Consider the following 25,455-nt stretch of genomic DNA (forward strand, 5'->3'; position numbering starts at 1 on the left):
AAAGAGATCATTTGGCATAATAGATATATGAATACTTGTTCATATGAAAGGGGTAACTATGAAAAAGACAGAAGTAGAATGTTGTGATACATTTTGTATACACGAAGAACTTGTACATAAGGCAGAGGGGCATATACCGGATGAAGAGGTTTTGAAGGATCTTGCTGATTTTTTCAAGGTATTTGCAGATACCACGCGGATCCGGATTTTATGTGTTCTTTTTCAGTCTGAGATGTGTGTTTGTGATCTGGCGGAAGTTCTTGGAATGACGCAGTCCGCGATTTCCCATCAGCTCCGGATGCTCAAGCAGATGAAGCTTGTGAAGAACAGACGGGAAGGAAAAACGGTGTTCTATTCCCTTGCTGATGATCATATCCAGACCATCATGAACCAGGGAATGGAGCATATTCTGGAATAACAGATGATATATCAATATAGAAGGAAGGAAACGATAACAGTGACAGCAGGAAGAAAGAAAAAGGTAATCATAGGGATCCTTGTAGCACTTTGTATGACAGTAACGGGATGTGCTGGTTCTGTAAAAAAAGGAACGAAGTATCTGGAAGAAAAAGATTATAAAAATGCAGAGGTGGAATTCCAGGATGCGGTAGACAAAAAGAAGAATCTGGGAGAGGCTTATCGCGGACTCGGACTCTGCTACTGGGAACAGAAAAAGTATGAAAAGGCAGAGAAGGCGTTGGAAAAAGCATTGAAGAATGGAACGGAAGAGACAGCAACTCTTTATAATATTCTGGGAATCTGCGATCTGGAACTGGATAAACCGGAAAAGGCAGTGTATTATTTCGAAAATGGGCAGGAGCTTTCAGGCGCAGGAAAAGAGCTGCTAAAAGAAATGGCATATAATCTGGTAGTTGCCTATGAAAAAGCAGGGGATTACCAGTCTGCAAAAGAGAAGCTGGACAGTTATCTGAAAGCAAATCCAGATGACAAAAAAGCGCTGAAAGAGCAGGAATTTTTAAATACACAGATTTCGGAAGGAGATCAGCAGTAGAGCGGATCGGATGAGCAGATCTGATCCGGGACGGAAAGAAATCTGGCAGGGGAGAATAATATGGCACTTTATGAAATAAAAGAAGAAAAGGAAAGGGTAATTCTGGTCGGTGTCAGTACAAGGGAGAACGATGACACGGAAGATTCTCTGGATGAGTTAAAGGATCTGGTGAAGACCGCAGGTGCGGAAGCGGTCGGACGGGTAATCCAGAAAAGAGAGCTTGTCCATCCGGGAACTTATGTCGGAAAAGGCAAGATTGAGGAAATCCGGGAGCTTTTGTGGGAGCTTGACGCAACCGGGATCGTCTGTGATGATGAGCTGTCTCCGGCACAGATGAACAATCTGACGGATATTCTGGATGTGAAGGTAATGGACCGGACGATGGTCATTCTGGATATTTTTGCAGGACGGGCTTCTACAAGTGAAGGAAAGATCCAGGTAGAACTGGCACAGCTTAAGTACCGGCAGTCACAGCTTACTGGGGCAGGAAGGGCGATGTCACGTCTGGGAGGTGGAATCGGAACCAGAGGACCGGGAGAAAAGAAGCTGGAGATGGACCGGAGACTCATCAAGAACCGGATCGCACAGCTGAACCGTGAACTCAGGGAGGTGAAGAGACACCGGGAACTGACACGCGAACAGCGGACGAAGAACCGGATCCCGGTCGTGGCAATTGTCGGTTATACCAATGCCGGAAAGTCCACGCTTCTCAACACACTGACCGGAGCCGGTGTGCTGCAGGAGGATCAGCTTTTTGCAACTCTTGATCCGACGACAAGAAGCCGGAAGCTGCCAAGTGGGCAGGAGATTCTTCTGACAGATACGGTAGGCTTTATCCGGAAGTTGCCTCATCATCTGATCGATGCATTTAAAAGTACGCTGGAAGAAGCGAAGTATGCGGATTTGATCCTGCATGTAGTCGATGCATCCAATCCACAGATGGATGAGCAGATGTATGTGGTGTATGAGACACTGCAGCGTCTGGAGGCAATGGACAAACCGGTGGTCACGGCATTTAACAAGATGGACAGGATCGGGGAAAGCCTGACGGTACGTGACTTTAAGGCAGACCGGATCGTACAGGTGTCTGCAAAGACCGGAGAAGGTCTGGAGGCGCTTCTTCAGGCAATAGAAGAGATCCTGCGGGAGCAGAAAATTTATATCGAACGAGTTTATTCCTATCAGGAATCCGGGAAAATCCAGCTCATCCGGAAGTATGGAGAACTGCTGGAGGAAGAATACAAAGAAGATGGAATCCATGTATCTGCATACGTGCCGAAAGAGCTTGACGGGAGGGTATAACAGATGGTTTTACAGTTTATTTTTGGAAATCCGGGTTCGGGCAAGTCACATTATCTATATGAACATATCATTCGGGAATCAATGAAACATCCTGATATTAATTATATTATTCTGGTGCCGGAACAGTTCACGATGCAGACGCAGAAGGAACTGGTCCTGCGGCATCCGAGACATGGAATTATGAACATAGACGTGCTGAGTTTTGCACGTCTTGCTTTTCGTGTTCTGGAAGAAACAGGGAATGGAAGCAGGGAGATTCTGGATGATGAAGGAAAGAATCTGATTCTCAGGCGACTCGCGGGGAAAAAAGAAGATTCGCTAAAGGTTTTAAAAGGAAATATCAAAAAGCCAGGTTACATCAGTGAGGTGAAATCCGTTATTTCCGAGCTGACGCAGTACAACATTTCCCCGGATGGCATGGATGATATGATCACGGAGGCAGATGAGTCTTCGTATCTTGCCTGGAAATTGAAGGATATCCAGGTGATGTATCAGGCATTTGAAGAATATCTTGCAGATAAATATATTACAAAAGAAGAAATTCTGGACATTCTCTGCAATGTGATGGACAAATCGAGAATGCTGAAGGACAGTGTGATCGCGCTGGATGGGTTTACCGGATTTACGCCGCTTCAGAACAAGGTACTGGGGGAAATGCTGCATCATTGTCAGAAGGTGATGATTACTGTCACGATGGATAAGAGGGAAGATCCTTACGTGATGAAAGACAAGTATCAGCTGTTTGCGCTGAGTAAGCAGATGGTGACGTCTCTTGTGAAGATTGCAGGGGAGGAAAAGGTGCTGGTCGAAGAGCCGGTCTGTCTGTACCAGGAGCCGGTCTGGCGTTTTAGAAATGCGCCGGCACTTGCATTTCTGGAGAAGGAACTGTTCCGTTACAGTGGCAGGACTTACAGGGAAAAGCAGTCAAATGTGCGGGTTTATGCAGCGGCAAATCCCAGGATGGAAGTAGAATGCGCTGCCCAGAGGATACGTTTTTTAATTCGTAAGAAAGAATATCGTTACCGGGAGATCGCGGTGATCGCAAGTGACATGAATCTCTATGCGGATGAGATCGAGAAGACTTTCCGGGAGTATGAGATTCCGGTTTTCATGGATTATAAGCGGAATGTACTTTTAAATTCTTTTGTGGAGTATATCCGGAGTCTTCTTGCGATGGCAGAACAGAATTTTTCTGCAGAAAGTGTGTTCCGTTTCTTAAGAACGGATCTGGTCGGATTTACCGGTGAGGAATTGGATCTTCTGGAAAATTATGTACTTGCGCTGGGCATCCGTGGTTACAAAAAATGGCAGGAAAAATGGATCCGCAGAGCGAAGGATACGACCGAGGAAGAGTTGGAGGTACTGAATCATCTCCGGGTATGCTTTGTGGAAAAAACAGAAGAGCTGGTGTTTGTCTTAAAGCAGCGTCAGAAGACAGTGCGGGATGTGACGCTTGCAATCTGTGAATTTCTGGAAAAAGAAGAAATCCAGAAGCAGGTAAAAGTATTGGAGAATCAATTTACAGAAGCAGGAGAGCTTGCACTTGCAAAAGAATATGCACAGATCTATCGTGTGGTGATGGAGCTGTTTGACAAGTTTGTAAGTCTTCTTGGAGATGAGCGGATTGCGCTCAAAGAGTACAGGGAGCTTCTGGATGCCGGAATGGAAGAGGCAAGGATCGGTGTAATTCCGCCAAGTCTGGATGAAGTGATGGCAGGAGATATTGAGCGAACGAGACTGAAAGATATCCGGGCGCTGATCCTTCTGGGAGTCAATGATTCTCTGATTCCGGGAAATGCATCCGCAGGTGGACTGATTTCAGACAGAGACCGGGAGCGTTTTGAAGAAAGAGGAATTGCGCTTGCACCGGGAACAAGAGAAAAAAGTTACATCCAGAAATTTTATCTGTATCTGCACATGACAAAGCCGACGGAAGAATTGATGCTGACCTACAGTAAAGTATCGGCCGATGGAAAGAGCAGGAGGGCGGCATATCTGATCGGGGATCTGAAGCGGATGTATACAAAGCTTCCTGTATTTAATATGGATCAGTATGGGATGGAGACAAAAGAAATGCTTCCACAGACCGGGATCGGGTCATTGATCGAAGGATTACAGAACCCGAAAAAGATGGAGGAAGGCAGCTGGCAGGAGCTGTACCGTTGGTATTGTGCGCAGGAGGACTGGAACGAAAAGGTGCACGATCTGGCAAGGATCAGCAGATACCGCAGGCCGGAGGACAATCTGACTTTGCAGACCGCACGGAAGCTTTATGGAGACTGGGCACCAAGCATTTCAAGACTGGAGAAATTTGCTGCCTGTGCCTGTGCGCATTTTCTGACCTATGGACTTCGCCTTAAGGAGAGAGAGGTCTATGAATTTGCTGCTCTTGATTTTGGAAATATTTTTCATAAAGCACTGGAAAAATATGCCCGACGGGTAGAACGGGAAGGCCTGGAATGGACTGAGGTTACAAAGGAGCAGCAGGAACAGTTTGCGTCGGAAAGCGTGGATGAGAGTATCGTAGATTACAGCAATACCGTAATCTACAGCAGTGCGCGGAACGCGTATATCGTGCCACGTATGAAACGTATGATGAACCGGACGGTCTGGGCGATGACAAAGCAGCTTCGGAAGGGAAGCTTTAAACCGGAGGGCTATGAGGTAAGCTTTGGAAGCGGAAAGATTGACAGGATCGATACATGTGAGACGGAAGATCAGGTCTATGTGAAGATCCTGGATTATAAAACCGGGGCAAAGAGTTTTGATATGGCAGCTTTTTATCATGGTCTGCAGATGCAGCTGGTGGTGTATATGGAAGAAGCAGTCCGGCTGGAGGAAAGAAAACATCCGGGTAAAAAGATTGTGCCGGCAGGCATTTTCTACTATCGGATGAAGGATCCGATCGTCGGGAAAGAGCTGGATGAAGAAAAACTGGAAGAGGCAATTTTAAAGGAGCTTCGGCTGGATGGAATCATCCGTCAGGAGGATGCCGTGATTCAGAGACTGGATGCGGATTTTTCGGGGAATTCGCTTGTGATTCCGGCAGGAAAGACGAAAAGCGGCTATTCCAAAGCATCCAAAATGCTCCTGCCGGAAGAGTTTGATGCAGTGCTGACTTATGCACAGAAAAGACGGACTGATCTTCAGGGAGCAATGTACCGCGGAAAGGCGGAGGCACTGCCGTATGAGATGGGTACACAAAATGGCTGTACGTATTGCCCATACCGGGATATCTGCGGATTTGATGAGCAGATCGAAGGATATGAATACCGGAAGCTTGAGAAGCTTCCGAAGGAAATTGTAATGGAGAAAATTATGGCGAAGCTGGAAGAGGAGAAGCAGACATGGGAGTAAAATGGACCGAAGAACAGCAGCAGGTGATCGACCTGCGCGATCATAATATTCTGGTGTCAGCAGCCGCTGGCTCCGGGAAAACTGCTGTTCTGGTGGAGCGGATTATTGCGAGGCTGACAAGGGATGCAAATCCGGTGGATGTCGATCATATGCTGATCGTGACCTACACTGAGGCGGCGGCTGCTGAGATGAAAGAAAGGATCGGTGCTGCGATTGAGAAGGAGCTGGAGGAGGATCCGTCAAGTGAACATCTGAAGCGGCAGTCTGCCCTGATCCATACAGCAAAGATTACAACGATCCACAGCTTCTGCCTGTCTGTGATCCGGGAGTATTTTCACACGATCGATCTGGATCCGGGATTCCGTATTGCGGAAGAAGGAGAATTAAAGCTTTTGAAGCAGGACGTGATGAAAGAGCTTCTGGAAGCAAAATATGAAGAAGGAAACGAGGATTTCCTGCGTTTTGTGGAGACTTTTGCAACCGGAAGGGAAGATCTGCAGGTGGAAGAAATCATCAGCAGACTGTATGAATTTGCCGGAAGTTATCCGGATCCGGAGGAGTGGCTGGATGACTGTGCAAGGATGTACGAAGAGAGCGGGGAAAAAGCCATTTATATTGAAAAGGTGATGGAGTATATCCGGAGAACAGTTGCGGATATGCAGATGCTGATGGAAAAAGCGGACCAGATCTGCATGGAACCGGACGGACCGTATATGTATGGAGAAATGCTGGAAGCGGATCAGAAAGTTCTGAGAAAGCTTTTTGCGGCAAAGAGCTATGAAGAAATGTATGAGGCACTGAAAGAAAAGCCGGCATGGAAAACTCTGTCCAGAAAGAAAGATGACGCAGTAGATCCGACAAAAAGAGAGCAGGTAAGAGCCTATCGGGATACCTGGAAGAAACTTATCGATGATATTCGAAACAATTATTTTTTCCAGTCGCCATCTGAGATGGAAGCAGACCGGAAAATCTGCATTCCGGTGATGCATGAGCTGGTTAGTCTGGTAAAAGAATACCAGAGGGTACTTGCAGCTAAGAAGGCAGAAAAAAATCTGATCGATTTCCGGGATATGGAACAGTTTGCCTTGCAGATCCTGACAAGAAAAGAAAACGGAAAAAGAGTGCCTTCTGAGGTGGCAAAGGAGTATCAGAATACATTTGAGGAAGTAATGATCGATGAATATCAGGACAGTAACCTGATTCAGGAGGCGATCCTGACCAGTGTGTCCCGGATCAGCAGAGGGGAAAATAATCTCTTCATGGTAGGAGATGTGAAGCAGAGTATTTACCGTTTCCGTTTGTCAAGGCCGGAGCTTTTCATGGAAAAATTCAATACCTACAGTCTGACGGACGGAGGAAACAGGCGAATCGATCTGCACAAAAATTTCCGAAGCCGGGCAGAAGTGCTGGATGCGGTAAACTTCATTTTCCGACAGATCATGACCGAAGAGCTTGGAAGGATCACATACGATGAGAATGCTGCACTTTATGTGGGAGCTTCTTACCCGGAATCCGAAAAGAATGAGACAGAAATCCTTCTTCTGGATACAAAAAGTGAGGAAGAAGATACCGGGCTTTCTGTGCGAAGCGGAAGCCAGACGGCAAAAGAGCTGGAAGTCCGTCTGATCGCACAAAGAATCGGAGAGCTGATGGAAAATCAGCAGATTGTAGATAAAGAAACGGGAATGTTGCGACCGATACGCTATCAGGATATTGTAATCCTGACAAGAAGCCCTGCAGGGTGGACCGATACTGTTACACGAATTTTGCAGGATGAGGGAATACCGGTTCTGGCTGAATCGGCAGATGGGTATTTTGAAACTCTGGAAATTGGATGGATGATGGACTATCTGCGTGTACTTGATAATTTTCGTCAGGACATTCCACTCGTTGCGGTGCTGAAATCTCCGTTTGGAAGAATGACAAATGAGGAACTGGCACAGATCAGAGAATTGAATGCAGAAGTACCATTTTATCAGAATGTACTGGAAACAGCGGATCCGGAAAAAAAGACAGATCTTCCGGCGGGCATTCTGAAAAAAGTGCGCGATGTATTTGGATGGCTCTTTTATTTCCGGGAGAGGATACCGTACACGGCAATCCATGATCTCCTGTGGGAGATCATGAAAAAGACAGGATACCGGGATTATATCGCGGCAATGCCAGGAGGAAAAGGAAGGCGCGCGAATCTTGATATGCTGATCACCAGGGCAAAGGCATTTGAGGCAACCAGTTATAAGGGACTGTATCATTTTGTCCGTTATATTGATCAGCTCAAGAAATATAATGTAGACTTTGGGGAAGCCGGGCTTTACGATGAGCAGACGGATGCAGTTCGTCTGATGAGTATCCATAAGAGTAAAGGATTGGAATTCCCGGTTGTGATTGTGACCGGAATGGGAAAGAGGTTCAACATTCAGGATACCACGGCAAGCGTTGTGATCCATCCGGATCTGGGGCTTGGAATCGATGCGATCGATCTGGAGCGGCGAACCAAATCTCCGACACTATTAAAGAAAGTTATTCAAAATGAAATCGGTCTGGAAAATCTTGGTGAGGAGCTTCGTGTGCTTTATGTAGCACTTACACGTGCAAAGGAAAAGCTGATTCTTACCGGAACGGTTCCACATGCGGCAGACAAACTGGAAGCCTGTCAGCTGGAACAGGAAAATAGTCAGAAAGAAACACTGGACTTTACAAAACTTGCACGTGCAACGTCTTATTATGACTGGATCCTTCCGGCGGCAGTGCGTAAAACAGAAGAAGTTCCAATCGAATTAAAAGTGATTGGTGTTGATACGCTTGTAGAAGGTGAAGTGGATAAGGAAGCAGCAGATTATCTGGAAAAAGAGGTGTTCCTTGAAAAAATAGAAGCAGAAGAACATCCGATGTCTGTGACAGATGAACGTTTTCGGGCAAAAATCGAGGAAGCATTTTCCTACAGATATCCGTATCAGGGTGAAGATCAGCTGAAAATGAAGTACACCGTGTCAGAGCTGAAAAAATATGCGGCAGCTTCGGAAGAAGAAGATGGAGAAATACTGATTCCGGAAGAGGAGATTGTTCCAATCCTTCCGAATTTTATGAAAGAGGAAGAAGAGGTAAAAGGAGCAACAAAAGGAACAGCTTATCATAAAGTAATGGAGCTTCTCGATTTTTCGAAAATATATACGATGGATTTACTGCGGGAAAACATAGAGAATCTGAAAAACGAAGGATACCTGGATGCGGGAACAGCCGGGTGTATTCAAAAAAAAGAAATTATGGAGTTTCTTAATACGAATGTGGGAAAAAGAATGCAAAATGCAGCCAGGGCAAAAACACTTTACCGCGAGCAGCCGTTTGTTCTCGGTGTAGATGCAAAAGAATTTTATCCGGATCAGAAAAAGGGTGAAATGGTACTGATCCAGGGAATTATTGATGCTTACTTTGAAGAAGACGGAGAAATCATCGTACTCGATTATAAAACCGACCGTGTACAAACCGAAGCCGAACTAAAAGACCGCTACCGGGAACAGCTCCGCCTTTACACCAAAGCCCTTGAACAGATCATTCGGAAAAAAGTAAAAGAACAGATCATCTACTCCTTCACCCTTCGCAAAGAAATCCACCTGGAGGACTACAAAAATGATTAAAATAATACTCCTTGCATACCTGCTATTGATCAACATCATCACCTACTTCACCTACGCCGCCGATAAAACCAAAGCCCGCCAAAACAAATGGCGAATCCCCGAACGCACCCTCATCCTCCTGGCCCTTCTGGGCGGCTCCCCAGCCGCCCTCCTCGCCATGAAACACTACCACCACAAAACCCGCCACCTGAAATTCAAATTAGGAATCCCTATTATTCTAATCATTCAAATAGTAATTACATATTTTCTTTACCCCCATATTTAAAATATTTGATCCCCCAGCACAGTCGCCTTACAGGCGCTGTGTGTCCCCTTTTCACAATCCTTCAAATTTCGCCCCAGCATCAGCCCTGGCAGCCCGCCCAAGCGGATGGTTGGTCATTCGATAACCTTGAGCGGCTTGCAGATAGAAATAAAGTCCACCACTTCCCTTGAGGGGCAATGGAGATGAGACTCAAACATTGTGGAAGCCATTGCTGACACAATGTTCGCATTCAGAGGCTCATCGGAATGCCTTCGCCCCGTGGGAAGAGGGGGACTTTATTTCTATCCGCAAGCTGTCACAACCTCCCTCCCACCATCCGTCTCCCACCCATTTCTTTAGGAAATCTTCAGAAAGTCTTATACAATATTATATTGACTCACTATATTATATAACGTATAATATGCTTAACAAAACAATATAACAAACAATAAAAGGATGTGAATCATATGGTATTTAACACCGGAGCTGCCCTTCTTGATGCAATCGTGCTTGCCGTTGTATCACGGGAACAGGAAGGAACCTATGGATATAAGATCACACAGGATGTCCGGAGAGTTCTGGATGTATCGGAATCAACGATGTATCCGGTACTCAGAAGACTTCAGAAAGATGAATGCCTGGAAGTCTACGATATGCAGTTTGACGGAAGAAACCGCAGATACTATAAAGTTACAGAAAAAGGAATGGCACAGCTTAATTTATATAAAGTCGAATGGAAGAACTACACAAGGAAGATTACAGAGATGTTCGAGGGAGGTGCAGCCGAATGAACCGTATAGAGTATATGAGGGAATTAGATGCACTGCTTCATGGAATTTCGAAAGAAGAAAGAGAAGAAGCAATGCAGTATTACAATGATTATTTTGATGACGCCGGAAGCGAGAATGAAGAAAAAGTAATCGAAGAGCTGGGAAGTCCTGCAAAGCTTGCAGAAACGATCCGTGCCGGGATAAATGGCAATACCGATGAGGCGGAAAGTTATGGAGAGTACGGAGAGAGAGGATATCAGGACAGACGTTTTGATACCAGTGAGTATCCGGCGGGAAAAGATGGCTATTATAAAGACAGCTATTCGGAGACATGTGGAGAAAGCCAGTCACAGAATGACAGGAATCCATTTTCAGAAAGACAGTATTCTTATACAGCCAATTCTAATCAGGGATATACATATGCGGGAAATCAGGGATATGGTGCGGGTCAGACGACAGAAATGCCACGGAAGAAATCCAGTGCCGGCAAGATCATTTTGATCATCTGTATCCTTTTGATTGGGCTTCCAATTGTAGTTCCGACAGCACTTGGTCTTCTTTTGGCGGCATTTGGAGTTCTGGTCGTACTTGCAATATCAGCAATAGCGATCTGGGTGGCAGCAGTTGCAACCGCAGCCGTAGGGATTCTGTTGGGGATTCACGGATTTGGTCAGCTGTTTTATTCCCCGGCTCTTGGAATCGGAATGCTTGGTGTCGGCTGCCTGCTGCTGGCACTTGGGGCAGTATTTACAGTATTGATCGGATGGGGATGCATCAAACTGATTCCAATGATGTTCCGTGGATTTGTAAATCTTTGTCGCATACCATTTCAGAAAAAGAGAGGTGAATGCAGATGAAAAAAGGATGGAAGATTTTCTGGACAGTTATTATAAGCCTGACAGGGGCAGGAGTTGTATTTTGTATCATTGCGTTATGTCTTGGAGTCACATTTTCACAGTTTGAAAAAGCATATCCGAATGGAATTGGTATTATAAGAAAGGATTACGTTTCTTTCGAGGAAGATTGGGATGATGATGACGACGATGATGAGCCGGAAGAGACAGAAAATGTTGTATCAGAGGAGACATTTTCGAACGTAGAGAATCTGAAGCTTGATATCGGTGCAAGTGAGGTACAGATCAAGACGGGGACGGATGATAAGATCCATGTGGATGATTCCAGGATGAAAACGGAAAATGCAGTGCAGAAAAGACTGTCCGATGACAGGAAAACTCTGGAAATAACAATGAAAATGCGCAGCAGTTTCGATTTCAAAAATGTGAGAAACGTAAAGGGAATACTTGTGATCTATCTTCCAAGAGATTACAAGTTCGATCAGGTGGACATGGAATATGGTGCAGTAACAGCAGAGATCGATGGACTAAATGCGAAAAGCCTTAAGATTGAAAGCGGGGCATCAGGCTGTACAATAAAAAATGCAGATATAGAGGAGTTAGATGTAGAAACAGGTGCCGGAAGTCTGGATTTTTATGGAACAGTGGAAAAAGAAGTGGACATTGACTGTGGTGCTGGAAGCGTCACACTGAATCTGGAAGGAAAAGTGGAGGATTATAATTATGAACTGGATAGTAGTGCCGGTTCGATAGAAATTGGAGAAGATATAGATCTTGGCGGCTTAAGCACAGAGAAGTCAATCGATAATGGCAGTAAACGCACGATTGAGATATCGAACGGAGCAGGCAGCGTGGAGATCCGTTTCCATTAGAATTAACATAGACAGAAAAATCTATCAGATGAAACACATATATAATAGAAGAAACACAAAAATAGGAGAAACTTTTAGGAGGAATTTTTATGGAACAGAAAAGATTATACAGATCCGTAACAAACCGTAAGATCTGCGGTGTATGTGGAGGTCTTGGAGAATATTTTAATATCGATCCTACATTGATCCGGCTTGGAGGTGTTTTGCTGGCTTGCGTAAGCTGTGGGACTGCCGTGGTTGCCTATTTTGTTGCAGCAGTTATCATTCCGGATCCAGAATAAAAAATAAGAGAGCTTTGCCGATAAAGAAAAGGCAGAAGGAGAAGAAGTCGGAAGTAATGTTTTCGGCTTCTTTTATAATAATCAGGTATAAATGTATAAAATCCGTAATTGGGGAAACACTCTGAAAAAGGAGTTGAAAGGTATGAAAAGCACAAAGACAAAGAAAATCAGACGCGAAGATATCCCCAATCTGGAAACAAGTGAGCGGGTAAAATACGAGATTGCTGAGGAGCTTGGACTTCTCGATAAGGTTCTGGAAGATGGCTGGAAGAGTCTGTCATCAAAAGAAACCGGGCGGATCGGAGGAATCATTTCAAAAAAATCCAGGAAGAATGAGACTGGGAATTTACAATAATATTACAAATTTTAAAAAATGTGAATATTTTGCAACGTTTGTTGAAAAAGCACTGTATGTTTGATATAATCGCTTGACCGCAAAAACCGAGAAAATGGAACGGGTGAGGCAAATGAATGAAAAAATGAACGTACTGGACGTACAGCTTGATAACTGTACGGCAAAAGATGCGATGAAGATCATTGCAGAATATATGCAGACAGAAGAACTTAACACAGTAGATATTGTTACGGTGGATACCCTGATGAGAGCGACACAGCTTGACGGTATGAAGGAAGAGCTGGAGAAACTGGATCTTCTGCTTCCGGGAGATATGGCGATTCTTGAAGCTGCAAAGATCACAGATAGAAAGCGGATCCAGGAGATGGAGGATCAGACGATGCTGAAGATGGTATTCCATTATTTTCATAAGAACCGCTGTAAGATATTTATACTGGCAGGATCTGAGGAAGAAGGAGACAGACTGCAGGGCTATCTGCATGAGGCATACAGTGGGATTCAGGTTGTCGGTATGAAAGCAGTACCGGCAGACGAAAGTGAGGATGACAGGATCACCAATCTGGTCAACGGCGGAGAAGTAGACTGTGTGATTGCCAGCATGGATTTCCCTTGGCAGGAACAGTTTGTTTACCGGTGCAAAGAGCAGCTGAATACCAGAATGTGGTTTGGAACAGGACATAGTATTGCTTCCTTTGCAAATGGTGAGAACTGGGCAGATCACCTGAAAAATTTTATCGGTAAAAGGATTTTAAAACGGGAGATCAAAAAAGAGCAAAAAAGAAAAGAAGTATAATTGAAGCGACAAAAGACTGAAAATAATAAAAAAAATCAAAAAATCTTTTTTGATAGAATAAATTTTATAATAAACTCAATTGAGGAAATGCATAAAAAAATGTGATTTCCTCTTTATTTTTTTGGTAATATGTATTAAAGTATTATATGTATATGGCTAAGTCCACAGTTGCGGGGGATGAAGATTGTACAAAGTGTATAGAACCACGGAGGATGGAGGAGAGAGAATATGATATCAAATCAGATACTGCAGAATACGATTGAAGGGTTGAAATCAATTACAAGGATTGATCTTGGAGTGATGGATACAGATGGAAAGACTTTGGCGACAACATTTCCGGAGCCTGGAGATTATGAGAATGCCGTTCTTTCGTTTGTAGAATCTCCGGCAGAAAGTCAGGTGATTCAGGGGTATCAGTTTTTCAAAATTTATGATGAACACCAGCTGGAGTACATTCTGATCGCCAATGGCGGCAGTGAAGATGTTTATATGGTTGGCAAGATTGCAGCCTTCCAGATCCAGAATCTTCTGGTAGCATATAAGGAGCGTTTTGACAAGGATAATTTCATCAAAAACCTTCTTCTTGACAACCTTCTTCTGGTGGATATTTATAATCGCGCCAAAAAATTACATATTGACACAGAGGTAAAACGTGATATCTTTATAGTTGAGACTTCTCGGGAAAGAGATGTCAGTGCGCTTGACAGTCTCCGTTCTGTTCTGGGTGGAAAGGGCAAGGACTTTATTACAGCTGTTGATGAGAAGAACATCATCGTAGTAAAAGAATTAGGTCCTGGCGATGGATATCCGGAGATGGACAAGACTGCACATGAGATTCTTGATCTTCTGAAAGCAGAAGGAGAAGAGAATGTCCGTATCGCATATGGTACGATCGTCAATGACATCAAAGAAGTATCCAAGTCTTACAAAGAAGCGAAGCTTGCGCTCGATGTAGGAAAGATCTTCTTCGACGAGAAGGAAGTTATTGCATATAGTGCGCTTGGAATCGGACGACTGATCTATCAGCTTCCAATTCCGCTCTGCAAGATGTTTATCCGCGAAATTTTTGAGGGGAAATCTCCGGACGAATTTGATGAAGAGACGCTCACGACCATCAATAAGTTCTTTGAGAACAGCCTGAATGTTTCCGAGACATCAAGACAGCTGTATATTCACAGAAATACACTGGTGTACCGTCTTGACAAACTGCAGAAGAGCACAGGACTGGATCTGCGCGTATTTGAGGACGCAATCACATTTAAGATCGCGCTGATGGTAGTCAAATATATGAAATACATGGAAACACTGGAGTATTAAGTTATATCGGAGTATGGATAATTAGGAGGAGCATATGATAGAACTTAAAGAAGTTACCAAGGAATACTCGAAGGGTATTGCTGCACTCAATGGTATCAACCTTCGGATCGAACAGGGAGAGTTCGTATTCGTAGTTGGAGACAGCGGTTCCGGAAAGTCTACGTTGATACGTCTTCTGATGAAGGAGATCGAACCAACGTCAGGTACGATTATTGTCAACGGTCAGAATCTGAATCGTATGAAACATCGCCAGATTCCGCAGTACAGAAGAGGAATCGGCGTTGTATTCCAGGATTTCAGACTTCTGAAAGACCGCAATATTTATGAGAATATTGCATTTGCACAGCGGGTTACAGAAAAATCAACCCGTGTCATCAAAAAGAAAGTGCCGGCGGCTCTGTCACTTGTCGGACTGGCACAGAAGTACAAAGCGTTCCCGAAGGAATTGTCCGGTGGAGAACAGCAGAGAGTTGCAATTGCCAGAGCAGTTGTCAATGAGCCTGCTATTTTGCTGGCTGATGAGCCGACAGGAAACCTGGATCCAACCAACTCATGGGAGATCATGAAACTTCTTGAAGAAGCAAACGAGAGAGGAACTACAGTTCTGGTAGTTACTCACAACCAGGAAATTGTAAACGAGATGAAAAAGCGCGTTATTACGATGAAGAAGGGTGTCATTGTCAGCGACGAACAAGAAGGTGGGTATAAGCATGAGGATTAGTACAGTTGGATACTCCGCGAAACAGGGAGTTAAGAATATTGGAAGAAATAAGATGTTTTCACTGGCATCTGTTGCAACTATGGCTGCATGTATCTTTGTGTTCGGACTGTTTTTCTCAATTATTATGAACTTCCAGTATATTGTACACAAAGCAGAAGAAGGCGTGGCAATCACTGTATTTTTTAATGATGATGCAACGCAGGAGCAGATTGATAATATTGGCGCACAGCTTAAAAAGCAGGATGGTGTAAAAGATATCAAGTATGTGTCTGCGGACGAAGCATGGGAGACATTTAAAGATCAGTATTTTGGCGAATCAAGTGACCTTGCAGAAGGATTTAAAAATGATAACCCTCTGGCAGGATCTGACAACTATGAAGTATATATGACAGATGTGGCTTCACAGAAGAAGCTGGTTTCCTTTGCGGAAAGCCTTGACGGGGTTCGCAAGGTTAACAAATCAGATACCGTAGCCAATACACTGAACAGCGTGAACAAGCTGGTATGGTATGTATCGGTTGTTATCATCGCGATTCTTCTGGCAGTATCCATTTTCCTGATCAGCAATACGGTCACAATGGGTATTACTGTCCGAAGGGAAGAGATTGCAATCATGAAATATATCGGTGCGAAGGATGGTTTTGTACGGGCACCGTTTATCATTGAAGGTATCCTGATCGGTCTTGTCGGTGCGGCGATTCCGCTTGGTATCCTTTATGTACTTTATAATAGAGCAATTACTTATATTCTTACAAAATTCAGTCTGCTGAATAATATTCTGGATTTCCTTCCGGTGGGGCAGGTATACAAGACACTGCTTCCGGTCGGACTTTTACTGGGAATCGGAATTGGTTTTGTGGGAAGTTTCTTTACGATTAGAAAGCACTTAAGAGTCTAGTCGCATAATATTTAAGGGAGACGAATATGATAAGAGGGAAAAAGATACTTGGGGCGTTACTGGCGTTTACGCTTTGCTTCAGTATGGTAATTCCGGCACAGGCTGATGATATTTCGGATGCGAAAAAGAAGCAGCAGGAGCTGGAACAGCAGAAGAATACGGCTGAGGCGGAGAAGTCGGAACTTTCTTCGGAACTGGATTCCATTGTATCAAAGATGGAGAAGACACAGTCAGATCTGACTGCAAAAGAGACTGAGATCAATGATGCAGAGACAGAGCTGGTAACTGCGAAAGCCAACGAAGATGACCAGTACCAGACGATGAAGCTGCGTATCAAGTATATGTATGAGAACGGGAGCAATGAATTCCTGGAGATCCTGATGGAAGCTAACAGTATTGCAGATCTGCTGAACAAAGCAGAATACATCAATAAGATTTCCAAATGCGACCGTGAACTTCTTGTAGAATACGAAGATACAAGAAAAGATGTCGAGAACAGAGAAAATGCACTTAAAAAAGAGTATGCAGAGCTGGAAAGCCTGCAGGATGAACTTGCGGGAGAACAGGCAAATGTAGAAAAGCTTCTTGCTGATAAAAATATTCAGATCGATAACCTGACATCTGAGATCAGCAGTAATGCTGACAAGCTGAAGCAGCTGATTGCAGCAGCTGAGGCGGCAGAAGCCCGCAGAAAAGAAGCAGAAGCAACGGCAGCTGCTCAGGCTGCACAGGCAGCGGCGGCAGCTCAGGCATCAGCTTCGTCAGGCACAAGCAGTTCAGGCGGCTCAGGCAATACAAGCAGCAATGCAAGTGCATCGGGAACCGGATCACTTACACATCCGGTACCGGGAGCAGCGATTACCAGTGGCTTTGGCGGACGTGTGGCACCGACTGCAGGTGCAACAACCGGTCATGACGGAATCGATTATGGTGCAGGATACGGAGCAGCAGTTTATGCGGCTGATTCCGGTACCGTTATTACCGCACAGTACAACAGTGCACGTGGAAATTACATCGTAATCAATCACGGTAATGGAATGCAGACATGGTATCAGCATCTGAGTTCGATGAATGTTACCGTGGGACAGACGGTGGCAAGAGGTCAGGTGATCGGAAATGTCGGTACGACCGGAATTTCCACAGGACCACATCTTCACTTTGAAGTTCATGTAGGTGGTGTACCGGTCAATCCACTGAACTATCTGTAAGATAATACATAACAGGTATGAAAGAGTAAATGATGGAAAATAATAAAAAGAATTTTTGGAAGGGGGCGCTTGCAGGCGCCCTCGCCATGTTTATGGTAGGTGCTGCGGCACTTGGAATTATGAATGTTGCAGGTGTAGACCTTGGAACCAGTCAGGAAAAGGTTGTAAATGCGCAGGAAGAGAAAAAACTGAATAAACTGAAAAAGCTGATTGATGAAAATTATCTTTATACAGATGATTTGAAAGAAGAAGATCTGGAGAACGGACTTTACAGTGGATACATTAATGCACTGGGAGATCCATATTCCGTATACTATGATGAAGAACAGACTAAATCCCTGCAGGAATCAACTTCGGGAGAGTATTCGGGAATCGGAGTTGTTTTTTCACAGAATCAGGAAACTAAGGTGATCACTGCAGTTCAGGTTTATGAGAACAGCCCGGCGAATGAAGCAGGTATCCAGGTAAATGATATTCTGTATAAGGTTGGAGATAAGGATGTAAGTGGAACGGATCTTTCCGATGTTGTACAGCTGATCCGCGGTGTAGAGAATACGACTGTTGATATCACAGTCCTGCGTGGGGATGATGCGAAGGAAGTGACAATGACGGTTACCCGGAGAAAAATCCAGGTGGAGACAGTTAAGTCTGAAATGAAGGATGACCAGATCGGTTATATCCGGGTTACGGAATTTGACAGTGTGACCTATGACCAGTTCAAGAGTGCACTCGGCAGTCTGGAGGACCAGGGGATGAAAGGACTTGTGGTTGATCTTCGGGCGAATCCGGGAGGCAATCTTGCGACAGTCACACAGATGTTGGATCTGTTATTGCCAAAAGGTACGATCGTGTCAACAAAAGACAAGAGTGGTCACGAAGAGGTGATCTCATCGGATGATGAACACCAGTTTACGAAGCCGATGTCGGTTGTTGTTGACGGCAACAGTGCAAGTGCTTCCGAGATTTTTGCCGGAGCGATCCAGGACTACGGACTTGGATCGATCGTCGGAACCACAACTTACGGAAAAGGAATCGTTCAGCAGATTTTTGATCTTGGAGACGGAACCTGTGTGAAGCTGACAATGGCTGAGTACTATACTCCGAATGGAAGAAATATTCACAAAAAAGGAATTACGCCGGACGTAGAAGTTGAATATCAGCAGGATGAGAATAATCCGAATGCAGATAATCAGCTTGATGCAGCATTGGAACAGGTGAGAAATAAAATCAATCAATAACAGAAATCCGGAGGGAATGCCGAAAACGGCATTCCCTTTTAGTTTTTAATATGATATCATAAGTAAAGAATATTTTTTTTCAGGTAACAAAAGGACAATACTTTCTGTTACAGCAAAAATATAAATAGAAAACTGGAGGGAATAAGATGATTAACAAATTAGTCGCTAACATTAAAAAAACAGGAGCACCTATCGTTGTCGGACTGGATCCGATGCTTTCCTATGTACCAGAGCAGGTACAGAAAAAGGCATTTGCAGAGTATGGAGAGACTTTGGAAGGAGCAGCAGAAGCTATCTGGCAGTTCAACAAAGAGATCGTGGATAAGACTTATGATCTGATCCCGGCAGTTAAACCGCAGATCGCTATGTACGAACAGTTCGGAATTCCGGGACTTCAGGCATTCAAGAAGACGGTAGACTACTGTAAAGAAAAGGGACTTGTTGTTATCGGAGATATCAAGAGAGGTGATATCGGTTCTACTTCAGCAGCATATGCTGTTGGACATCTTGGAAGAGTTCAGGTAGGAAGCAAATCCTATGTACCGTTCGATGAAGATTTCGCTACTGTGAATCCGTATCTTGGATCTGACGGAGTAAAGCCATTTATCGAAGTATGTAAAGAAGAGAAGAAAGGTCTTTTTATCCTTGTTAAGACATCCAATCCATCCAGTGGAGAATTTCAGGATCGGCTGATCGATGGCCGTCCGCTTTACGAACTGGTCGGAGAAAAGGTTGCCGAGTGGGGAGCAGACTGCATGGGTGATGATTATAGCTACATCGGAGCAGTTGTGGGAGCTACTTATCCGGAGATGGGAAAAGTCCTTCGTAAAGTAATGCCGAAATCCTACATTCTGGTTCCGGGATACGGTGCACAAGGTGGAAAAGGAAAAGATCTGGTTCATTTCTTCAATGAAGATGGACTTGGAGCAATCGTAAACTCATCCAGAGGAATCATTGCAGCATATAAGCAGGAAGCTTATGCAAAATACGGTGCAGAGAACTTTGGAGATGCATCCCGTGCAGCAGTAGAAGCCATGGTAGCAGATATCAAAGGCGCGCTTGAGAACAGATAAGAGAAAAGAATGAGCCGGTGTGACAGAAGCTTCTGACATACCGGCAAATCCGGATTATAGGAGAATAGAAGATGACTACAAAGAAAAAAGAACAGGCAAAGGTTGTATCGCAGGAGCAGCTTGCAGATGGAATCTTCAGTATGTGGATCCAGACAGAAGCAGCAGGGAGTGCAAGACCGGGGCAGTTTATTTCCATGTATACCAATGATGGAAGCAAGCTTCTTCCACGCCCGATCAGTATCTGTGAGATCGATAAAGAAGGTGGAAAACTTCGTGTGGTTTACCGTGTAACAGGGGAAAAAACCGGAACAGAAGAATTTTCACAGATGAAGGCAGGAGATACCATTCCGGTGATCGGACCACTTGGTAATGGATTCCCATTTGAGAAGGCCGAAGGAAAGAATGTATTTCTGATGGGAGGAGGAATCGGTGTGCCGCCGATCCTGGAGCTTGCAAAACAGATGAAATGTGAGAAAAAGCAGATTGTGGTTGGATACCGTGATGCACATACCTTCCTGAAAGAAGAATTTGAACAGGCAGGAGAGCTTTATATTTCAACCGAAGATGGCAGTGTCGGAACAAAAGGAAATGTCATGGATGCAATCCGTGAGAATGCGCTGGAAGCAGATATGATCTATGCCTGTGGACCAACTCCGATGCTCCGTGCGATCAAACAGTATGCAGAAACAAACGGAATCGAATGCTATATTTCTCTGGAAGAGAGAATGGCATGTGGAATCGGTGCCTGTCTTGCGTGCGTGTGCAAGTCAAAGGAAAAGGATGCGCACAGCAATGTGCACAACAAACGTATCTGTAAAGACGGACCGGTATTTCTTTCTACGGAGGTGGAAATCTAATGGATATGCGTGTAAATATTGCCGGAGTAGAATGGAAGAATCCGGTAACAGTGGCATCAGGAACCTTCGGATCAGGAGAAGAGTTTTCTGAATTTGTAGATCTGAACAAGCTTGGAGCTGTGACAACAAAAGGTGTGGCAAATGTACCGTGGCCGGGCAATCCGACTCCGCGTGTAGCCGAGGTTTACGGCGGAATGATGAACGCCATAGGACTTCAGAATCCGGGAATCGATCTGTTCTGTAAAAGAGATATTCCGTATCTGAAAAATTATGATACCAAGATCATTGTGAATGTCTGCGGACATGCACCGGAAGAGTATCTTGAAGTGGTAGAACGCCTTGCGGATGAACCGATCGATATGATGGAAATCAACATTTCCTGCCCGAATGTCAATGCAGGATTCCTTGCTTTCGGACAGGATGCAAAGCATGTAGAAGAGCTGACCGGACAGATCAAGAAGATCGCAAAGCAGCCGATTATCATGAAGTTGACACCGAATGTAACCGATATTACTGAGATAGCAAAAGCGGCAGAAGCAGGCGGTGCGGACGCAGTTTCCCTGATCAATACACTGACCGGTATGAAGATTGATATCAATCGTAAGACATTTGCGGTGGCAAATAAGACCGGAGGTGTATCAGGACCGATCGTCAAACCGATCGCTGTCCGCATGGTATATCAGGTAGCACAGGCAGTGAACATCCCAATCATCGGGATGGGCGGTATTTCCTGCGCAGAAGATGCGATCGAGTTCCTTCTTGCAGGAGCAAGTGCCGTATCTGTAGGAACAGCCAACTTTCACAATCCGGCAGTGACGATGGAAGTGATCGATGGAATTGAAGCCTACATGAAGAAGAATGGCTTTGAGTCTGTGAAAGATATGGTTGGAATTGTAAAATAAAGAACATATAAGAGATGGAGGATAAATAAAATGGAAAGCTACAAACAGGAATTTATTGATTTTATGGTAGAAAGCCACGTGCTTAAATTTGGAGAATTTACACTGAAAAGCGGAAGAAAGTCCCCTTTCTTCATGAATGCAGGAGCTTATGTGACAGGATCACAGCTCAAAAGACTCGGTGAATATTACGCAAAAGCAATCCATGACAAATACGGGGATGATTTTGATGTATTATTCGGACCTGCTTACAAAGGAATCCCGCTTGGAGTTGTAACCGCGATCGCTTACAGTGAATTATACGGAAAAGAGATCCGTTACTGCTCAGACCGTAAAGAAGAAAAAGATCACGGAGCAGATAAGGGAAGCTTCCTCGGAAGCAAGCTTCAGGACGGAGACCGCGTGGTTATGATCGAAGATGTTACCACATCCGGCAAATCCATGGAAGAGACTGTACCGAAGGTAAGAGGAGCCGCTGATGTAACAATTGTTGGACTGATGGTATCCCTTGACCGTATGGAAGTAGGAAAAGGCGGTGTGAAATGCGCACTCGATGAAGTAAAGGATCTTTACGGATTTGAAACTAATGCAATCGTAACCATGAAGGATGTAGTAGAGCATCTGTACAACAAACCATGCAATGGTGAAATTGTTATCGATGACAACATCAAGGCTGCAATCGACGCATACTATGAGCAGTATGGTGCAAAATAAGGAGGAGTTACAGTGACAGAAAAGACATATAAGGTGATGGGACTTGCCGGCGGTGCCAATATTGCGATCGGAATTATTTCTATTGTTGTTGGTGTGACAACCGGGATCATTTTGCTTGTCAGCGGTGGAAAGCTGCTTGGTGCGAAAAAGGGACTGACATTTTAGGAAGGGCGCTTTAAGTTGAAAGCAAAGAACAGAAAAAGACTTCGGGTTCTTGGGAAGATTTTATTTGTCCTGTATATTGGATTTTTATTTTACTTTCTGATTTTTTCTGACTGGTATGGACGGGAAGGAACCGGGGAATATCATTATAACCTGGTTCTTTTCTGTGAAATAAAAAGATTTTGGCTGTATCGAGATGTTTTAGGATGGGTATCTTATGCAAATCTGTTCGGAAATGTCCTGATTTTCATACCATTTGGATTTTTTATGCCGATGGCAAGCCGGTATCGCAGCTTTTTTCTTACCCTTTTCTACAGTTTTGGAGTGAGCTTCTTTGTGGAGTGCTTTCAGCTGGTAACAAGAGTGGGGAGTTTTGATGTGGATGATATGCTGCTCAACACCTTTGGCGGTGTGATCGGGTATATCGTCTTCGCGATTTGTAATATGATAAGGAGATGGCACGATGCGAAGCAGGAGAGATAAAAAAAGAGCACGCGAAAGAGATCGAAATAAAAGAAGCCGGAAGTATGGTCAGATAAAAAGAAAGCATTCCCGCAAGGGAATCTGGTCCTGTGTGATGGCAGTACTTGTTACGGCAGTGATAGCGGGATTGATTGTAATGGCATTTATGAATAAAGGGAAATCAGCAGCAATGGTAGGAAGCTTTGGGGTTTTCGATATGATTCTTGCCTGCATCGGTATTGTAACAGGTGTAAAAGGATTTAAAGAAAGAGATAAAAATTATCTGACCTGCAAGATCGGAATTGTTGTAAACGGATTTATTTTACTTGCCCTGATCTTAGTATTTATAAGAGGATGTGTATAAATGGAAGAAAGATATAATCTGGCAATTGGCAGAATAAAAGCAATAATAGAAGAAAAAACAGTAGCAGAGCCATATCGGGAGTATTTCCAGCATGTGGCTCGGTTTATTTTAAAGCTTGATGAGCTGAAACAGAATGTGGAAAGCGGAAAGCAGAAAGAGATGTCAGAAGAAGAGCTGCAGGAAGAGATGAAGGATCTTTATGCAGACGAACTGGAAGCAAACTATGAGAAATCTTATGCAAATCCGGCTTATGCGGTTTTGGTGCTGGGAGGAGAACTGGGAAGCTTTTTGTCTGCGGTTTACACCGAGATTCGCGGAAGCATTTCTTATGTTCAGGAACAGCGTATGGAGTATGTTGTGATCGGAGCAGAGCTTTTGATTGAAATCTACAACAAATTTGAAGAAGAAAAGCAGCCGCAGCCGGAAAGCCTGAAGGAAATCTTTTACTGGTATGCAAGTGATTACTGTGATGTATTTGCGGCAGACCGCATCAAAGACCAGATCGATCCGGAAAGAGGATGCTTCATTGTGAATATGATCATGAATGAAGATCTTTCCGATCTGCGTTATCTCTACCGTATGGGAGAATATGTGGGGGTAAATGAAAGAGAGACAGCCGCATATTTAAATTCACTTTCACAGGAGAAGATTGATAAGATGGCAGATACCTTCAGTGAAGGATACAGGATTGGTTTTGTAAATACCGGAAAAGACCTGTCAAAAAAATCTGTAGTCAACATTTACTATGCAATGGGATTTGAACGGATCGTAAAAAAAGCCATTGAGAATTTTGCCAAAATGGGATTAAAGCCGAGTATTTTCCGAACAAGTCACAGCGTGATCACAAGAGGACGTAACAGCCAGATCGGATTTTTCAATATTTCCGGCAACAAGCAGTATGTCTATGACCACAGAGATGATATCGGGCTTGTGATGGATAAACAGTATGTAGAGCGAAAGCTGGAAGTGATGCGTACCACTTACGAGCAGAATAAAGAGATTGCAGCAGGCTATGCAGGACCGGCAGTGATCGACATTTTCGGAGAAAAGACTTTTGTTCCGCAGGCTAAACCAGAGGCAGTTAAATTAAGCGAAAAGCAGGAAGAACTTCTGGTTGCGATGAATGGAAGAGCCGGACGTCTGACCAATGAATATCTTCCGGGAGATGAGAGAAGCTTTACGATCATTTCCTGGCCGGTTCCGGAAATCGGAGAGCAGTATCATGAGATCTTTGATGAAACGATCAAGATCAATACTCTGGATTACAAGCTTTACCAGAAGGTGCAGCAGACAATGATCGATGCACTGGATAAAGGAGAGTATGTAAAAGTAACAGGCTCAGGCGAAAACCAGACGGATCTGAAAGTGATGCTTCATCCGCTTGCCGATCCGGCAAAAGAGACGATCTTTGAAAACTGTGTTGCCGATGTCAATATCCCGGTAGGTGAGGTGTTCACTTCCCCGGTACTGGAAGGAACAGAAGGTACCCTTTTTGTGAGCAAGGTATTTCTTCACGGACTTCCGTATTACAATCTGAAGATCAGTTTTAAAGAAGGAAAGATCACAGAGTATACCTGCACCAATTTTGATTCAGAAGAAGAAAATAAAAAATATATTTTCGATAACATTCTGCACAATCATCAGACACTTCCGATCGGCGAGTTTGCGATCGGAACCAATACCACAGCTTATGCGGTTGCGAAGAAATATGATATTGCAGATAAATATACGATTCTGATCGCTGAAAAGACGGGACCGCATTTTGCAGTAGGGGATACCTGCTACAGCTGGGCAGAGGATGTAAAGGTTTACAATCCGGATGGAAAAGAGATTATTGCAAGAGACAACAGCATATCGATCTTGAGAAAAGAGGATCCGTCGAAAGCATATTTCCAGTGCCATACCGATATCACCATCCCTTATGATGAGCTGGGAAGCATTGTTGTAGTGGCGAAAGACGGAACAGAGACAGAAATTATCCGTGATGGACGGTTTGTTCTTCCGGGAACAGAGATCCTCAATGAACCTCTGAATTAGTATTAGTTATGGATTTTCAATAATACCAAT

25 protein-coding genes are annotated in these 25,455 nt (G+C 44.2%); all 25 read left to right on the plus strand.

Annotation, left to right across the window (positions count from 1 at the left end; all coding sequences use genetic code 11):
- The first annotated feature begins 58 nt into the window (after positions 1–58).
- The gene (locus AB5213_RS07870) at positions 59–418 is read left to right on the plus strand and encodes a metalloregulator ArsR/SmtB family transcription factor (protein WP_022220999.1); all 360 of its coding nucleotides are present in this window, start codon (positions 59–61) and stop codon (positions 416–418) included.
- Between the two features lie 39 nt (positions 419–457).
- A complete protein-coding gene (locus AB5213_RS07875; RefSeq protein WP_049938179.1) occupies positions 458–1,012 on the plus strand; it encodes a tetratricopeptide repeat protein in 555 nt (184 codons plus the stop codon).
- 60 nt (positions 1,013–1,072) lie between these two features.
- Positions 1,073–2,314 (plus strand): GTPase HflX, encoded by a 1,242-nt coding sequence (gene hflX / locus AB5213_RS07880; RefSeq protein ID WP_022220997.1) that lies wholly within the window; start codon positions 1,073–1,075, stop codon positions 2,312–2,314.
- Positions 2,315–2,317: 3 nt separating this feature from the next.
- Positions 2,318–5,671 (plus strand): helicase-exonuclease AddAB subunit AddB, encoded by a 3,354-nt coding sequence (addB, locus tag AB5213_RS07885; protein ID WP_368276575.1) that lies wholly within the window; start codon positions 2,318–2,320, stop codon positions 5,669–5,671.
- Positions 5,662–9,306, plus strand: a complete 3,645-nt coding sequence (addA, locus tag AB5213_RS07890) for a helicase-exonuclease AddAB subunit AddA (RefSeq protein ID WP_175305338.1) — start codon at positions 5,662–5,664, stop codon at positions 9,304–9,306. The genes addB and addA overlap by 10 nt, the downstream gene beginning before the upstream one ends.
- Complete coding sequence (locus AB5213_RS07895; RefSeq protein ID WP_082424231.1) at positions 9,299–9,571, plus strand: DUF1294 domain-containing protein; 273 nt, start codon at positions 9,299–9,301, stop codon at positions 9,569–9,571. Before addA ends, AB5213_RS07895 begins: the two co-directional genes overlap by 8 nt.
- Positions 9,572–10,017: 446 nt before the next feature.
- Positions 10,018–10,341, plus strand: a complete 324-nt coding sequence (locus AB5213_RS07900; protein WP_008372886.1) for a PadR family transcriptional regulator — start codon at positions 10,018–10,020, stop codon at positions 10,339–10,341.
- Positions 10,338–11,177 (plus strand): DUF1700 domain-containing protein, encoded by an 840-nt coding sequence (locus AB5213_RS07905; protein ID WP_368276576.1) that lies wholly within the window; start codon positions 10,338–10,340, stop codon positions 11,175–11,177. Before AB5213_RS07900 ends, AB5213_RS07905 begins: the two co-directional genes overlap by 4 nt.
- On the plus strand, positions 11,174–12,046 hold the full coding sequence (locus tag AB5213_RS07910) for a DUF4097 family beta strand repeat-containing protein (protein WP_173810800.1): 873 nt from the start codon (positions 11,174–11,176) through the stop codon (positions 12,044–12,046). The genes AB5213_RS07905 and AB5213_RS07910 overlap by 4 nt, the downstream gene beginning before the upstream one ends.
- Before the next feature lie 89 nt (positions 12,047–12,135).
- Positions 12,136–12,327, plus strand: a complete 192-nt coding sequence (locus AB5213_RS07915) for a PspC domain-containing protein (RefSeq protein ID WP_008372894.1) — start codon at positions 12,136–12,138, stop codon at positions 12,325–12,327.
- A 142-nt stretch (positions 12,328–12,469) separates the two neighbouring features.
- Positions 12,470–12,682, plus strand: coding sequence for a small, acid-soluble spore protein, alpha/beta type (locus tag AB5213_RS07920; RefSeq protein WP_022220993.1), 213 nt, complete (start codon positions 12,470–12,472; stop codon positions 12,680–12,682).
- A gap of 112 nt (positions 12,683–12,794) precedes the next feature.
- Positions 12,795–13,475: a WecB/TagA/CpsF family glycosyltransferase gene (locus AB5213_RS07925; RefSeq protein WP_022220992.1), complete on the plus strand. Its 681-nt coding sequence runs from the start codon at positions 12,795–12,797 to the stop codon at positions 13,473–13,475.
- Between the two features lie 228 nt (positions 13,476–13,703).
- The gene (locus AB5213_RS07930; protein ID WP_055156356.1) at positions 13,704–14,792 is read left to right on the plus strand and encodes a CdaR family transcriptional regulator; all 1,089 of its coding nucleotides are present in this window, start codon (positions 13,704–13,706) and stop codon (positions 14,790–14,792) included.
- 34 nt (positions 14,793–14,826) lie between these two features.
- Positions 14,827–15,513 carry a cell division ATP-binding protein FtsE gene (gene ftsE, locus AB5213_RS07935; RefSeq protein WP_008372900.1) on the plus strand — a complete coding sequence of 229 codons (687 nt, stop codon included), beginning with the start codon at positions 14,827–14,829 and terminating at the stop codon, positions 15,511–15,513.
- Positions 15,503–16,411, plus strand: coding sequence for a permease-like cell division protein FtsX (gene ftsX / locus AB5213_RS07940; protein ID WP_173692316.1), 909 nt, complete (start codon positions 15,503–15,505; stop codon positions 16,409–16,411). The genes ftsE and ftsX overlap by 11 nt, the downstream gene beginning before the upstream one ends.
- Before the next feature lie 26 nt (positions 16,412–16,437).
- Positions 16,438–17,619, plus strand: a complete 1,182-nt coding sequence (locus tag AB5213_RS07945) for a murein hydrolase activator EnvC (RefSeq protein ID WP_055156361.1) — start codon at positions 16,438–16,440, stop codon at positions 17,617–17,619.
- Between the two features lie 32 nt (positions 17,620–17,651).
- Entirely contained in the window at positions 17,652–18,857 is a 1,206-nt protein-coding gene (locus AB5213_RS07950) for a S41 family peptidase (protein WP_175305343.1), read from the plus strand.
- Positions 18,858–19,003: 146 nt separating this feature from the next.
- Positions 19,004–19,930 carry an orotidine-5'-phosphate decarboxylase gene (gene pyrF / locus AB5213_RS07955; RefSeq protein WP_008372910.1) on the plus strand — a complete coding sequence of 309 codons (927 nt, stop codon included), beginning with the start codon at positions 19,004–19,006 and terminating at the stop codon, positions 19,928–19,930.
- Between the two features lie 71 nt (positions 19,931–20,001).
- Positions 20,002–20,787, plus strand: a complete 786-nt coding sequence (locus AB5213_RS07960) for a dihydroorotate dehydrogenase electron transfer subunit (protein ID WP_368276578.1) — start codon at positions 20,002–20,004, stop codon at positions 20,785–20,787.
- Positions 20,787–21,689: a dihydroorotate dehydrogenase gene (locus tag AB5213_RS07965; protein WP_008372915.1), complete on the plus strand. Its 903-nt coding sequence runs from the start codon at positions 20,787–20,789 to the stop codon at positions 21,687–21,689. The genes AB5213_RS07960 and AB5213_RS07965 overlap by 1 nt, the downstream gene beginning before the upstream one ends.
- A gap of 30 nt (positions 21,690–21,719) precedes the next feature.
- Entirely contained in the window at positions 21,720–22,400 is a 681-nt protein-coding gene (pyrE, locus tag AB5213_RS07970) for an orotate phosphoribosyltransferase (RefSeq protein ID WP_055249006.1), read from the plus strand.
- 12 nt (positions 22,401–22,412) lie between these two features.
- Positions 22,413–22,565: a hypothetical protein gene (locus AB5213_RS07975; protein ID WP_008372918.1), complete on the plus strand. Its 153-nt coding sequence runs from the start codon at positions 22,413–22,415 to the stop codon at positions 22,563–22,565.
- 15 nt (positions 22,566–22,580) lie between these two features.
- Positions 22,581–23,045: a VanZ family protein gene (locus tag AB5213_RS07980; RefSeq protein ID WP_055156365.1), complete on the plus strand. Its 465-nt coding sequence runs from the start codon at positions 22,581–22,583 to the stop codon at positions 23,043–23,045.
- On the plus strand, positions 23,026–23,388 hold the full coding sequence (locus AB5213_RS07985; protein ID WP_055156367.1) for a DUF6142 family protein: 363 nt from the start codon (positions 23,026–23,028) through the stop codon (positions 23,386–23,388). The genes AB5213_RS07980 and AB5213_RS07985 overlap by 20 nt, the downstream gene beginning before the upstream one ends.
- Positions 23,389–25,425, plus strand: coding sequence for an aminopeptidase (locus tag AB5213_RS07990; protein ID WP_368276579.1), 2,037 nt, complete (start codon positions 23,389–23,391; stop codon positions 25,423–25,425).
- Positions 25,426–25,455 lie beyond the last annotated feature (30 nt).

Source organism: Coprococcus sp. RTP21204st1_G4_RTP21204_210225 (genome assembly GCF_040915385.1).
GTDB lineage: Bacteria > Bacillota > Clostridia > Lachnospirales > Lachnospiraceae > Allocoprococcus > Allocoprococcus comes.

Bases quoted from the DNA above. Each gene is read 5' to 3' on its own strand.
- AB5213_RS07870 (WP_022220999.1), top strand. From the start codon at position 59: ATGAAAAAGACAGAAGTAGAATGTTGTGATACATTTTGTATACACGAA.
- hflX (WP_022220997.1), top strand. From the start codon at position 1,073: ATGGCACTTTATGAAATAAAAGAAGAAAAGGAAAGGGTAATTCTGGTC.
- addB (WP_368276575.1), top strand. From the start codon at position 2,318: ATGGTTTTACAGTTTATTTTTGGAAATCCGGGTTCGGGCAAGTCACAT.
- addA (WP_175305338.1), top strand. From the start codon at position 5,662: ATGGGAGTAAAATGGACCGAAGAACAGCAGCAGGTGATCGACCTGCGC.
- AB5213_RS07895 (WP_082424231.1), top strand. From the start codon at position 9,299: ATGATTAAAATAATACTCCTTGCATACCTGCTATTGATCAACATCATC.
- AB5213_RS07900 (WP_008372886.1), top strand. From the start codon at position 10,018: ATGGTATTTAACACCGGAGCTGCCCTTCTTGATGCAATCGTGCTTGCC.
- AB5213_RS07905 (WP_368276576.1), top strand. From the start codon at position 10,338: ATGAACCGTATAGAGTATATGAGGGAATTAGATGCACTGCTTCATGGA.
- AB5213_RS07910 (WP_173810800.1), top strand. From the start codon at position 11,174: ATGAAAAAAGGATGGAAGATTTTCTGGACAGTTATTATAAGCCTGACA.
- AB5213_RS07915 (WP_008372894.1), top strand. From the start codon at position 12,136: ATGGAACAGAAAAGATTATACAGATCCGTAACAAACCGTAAGATCTGC.
- AB5213_RS07920 (WP_022220993.1), top strand. From the start codon at position 12,470: ATGAAAAGCACAAAGACAAAGAAAATCAGACGCGAAGATATCCCCAAT.
- AB5213_RS07925 (WP_022220992.1), top strand. From the start codon at position 12,795: ATGAATGAAAAAATGAACGTACTGGACGTACAGCTTGATAACTGTACG.
- AB5213_RS07930 (WP_055156356.1), top strand. From the start codon at position 13,704: ATGATATCAAATCAGATACTGCAGAATACGATTGAAGGGTTGAAATCA.
- ftsE (WP_008372900.1), top strand. From the start codon at position 14,827: ATGATAGAACTTAAAGAAGTTACCAAGGAATACTCGAAGGGTATTGCT.
- ftsX (WP_173692316.1), top strand. From the start codon at position 15,503: ATGAGGATTAGTACAGTTGGATACTCCGCGAAACAGGGAGTTAAGAAT.
- AB5213_RS07945 (WP_055156361.1), top strand. From the start codon at position 16,438: ATGATAAGAGGGAAAAAGATACTTGGGGCGTTACTGGCGTTTACGCTT.
- AB5213_RS07950 (WP_175305343.1), top strand. From the start codon at position 17,652: ATGGAAAATAATAAAAAGAATTTTTGGAAGGGGGCGCTTGCAGGCGCC.
- pyrF (WP_008372910.1), top strand. From the start codon at position 19,004: ATGATTAACAAATTAGTCGCTAACATTAAAAAAACAGGAGCACCTATC.
- AB5213_RS07960 (WP_368276578.1), top strand. From the start codon at position 20,002: ATGACTACAAAGAAAAAAGAACAGGCAAAGGTTGTATCGCAGGAGCAG.
- AB5213_RS07965 (WP_008372915.1), top strand. From the start codon at position 20,787: ATGGATATGCGTGTAAATATTGCCGGAGTAGAATGGAAGAATCCGGTA.
- pyrE (WP_055249006.1), top strand. From the start codon at position 21,720: ATGGAAAGCTACAAACAGGAATTTATTGATTTTATGGTAGAAAGCCAC.
- AB5213_RS07985 (WP_055156367.1), top strand. From the start codon at position 23,026: ATGCGAAGCAGGAGAGATAAAAAAAGAGCACGCGAAAGAGATCGAAAT.
- AB5213_RS07990 (WP_368276579.1), top strand. From the start codon at position 23,389: ATGGAAGAAAGATATAATCTGGCAATTGGCAGAATAAAAGCAATAATA.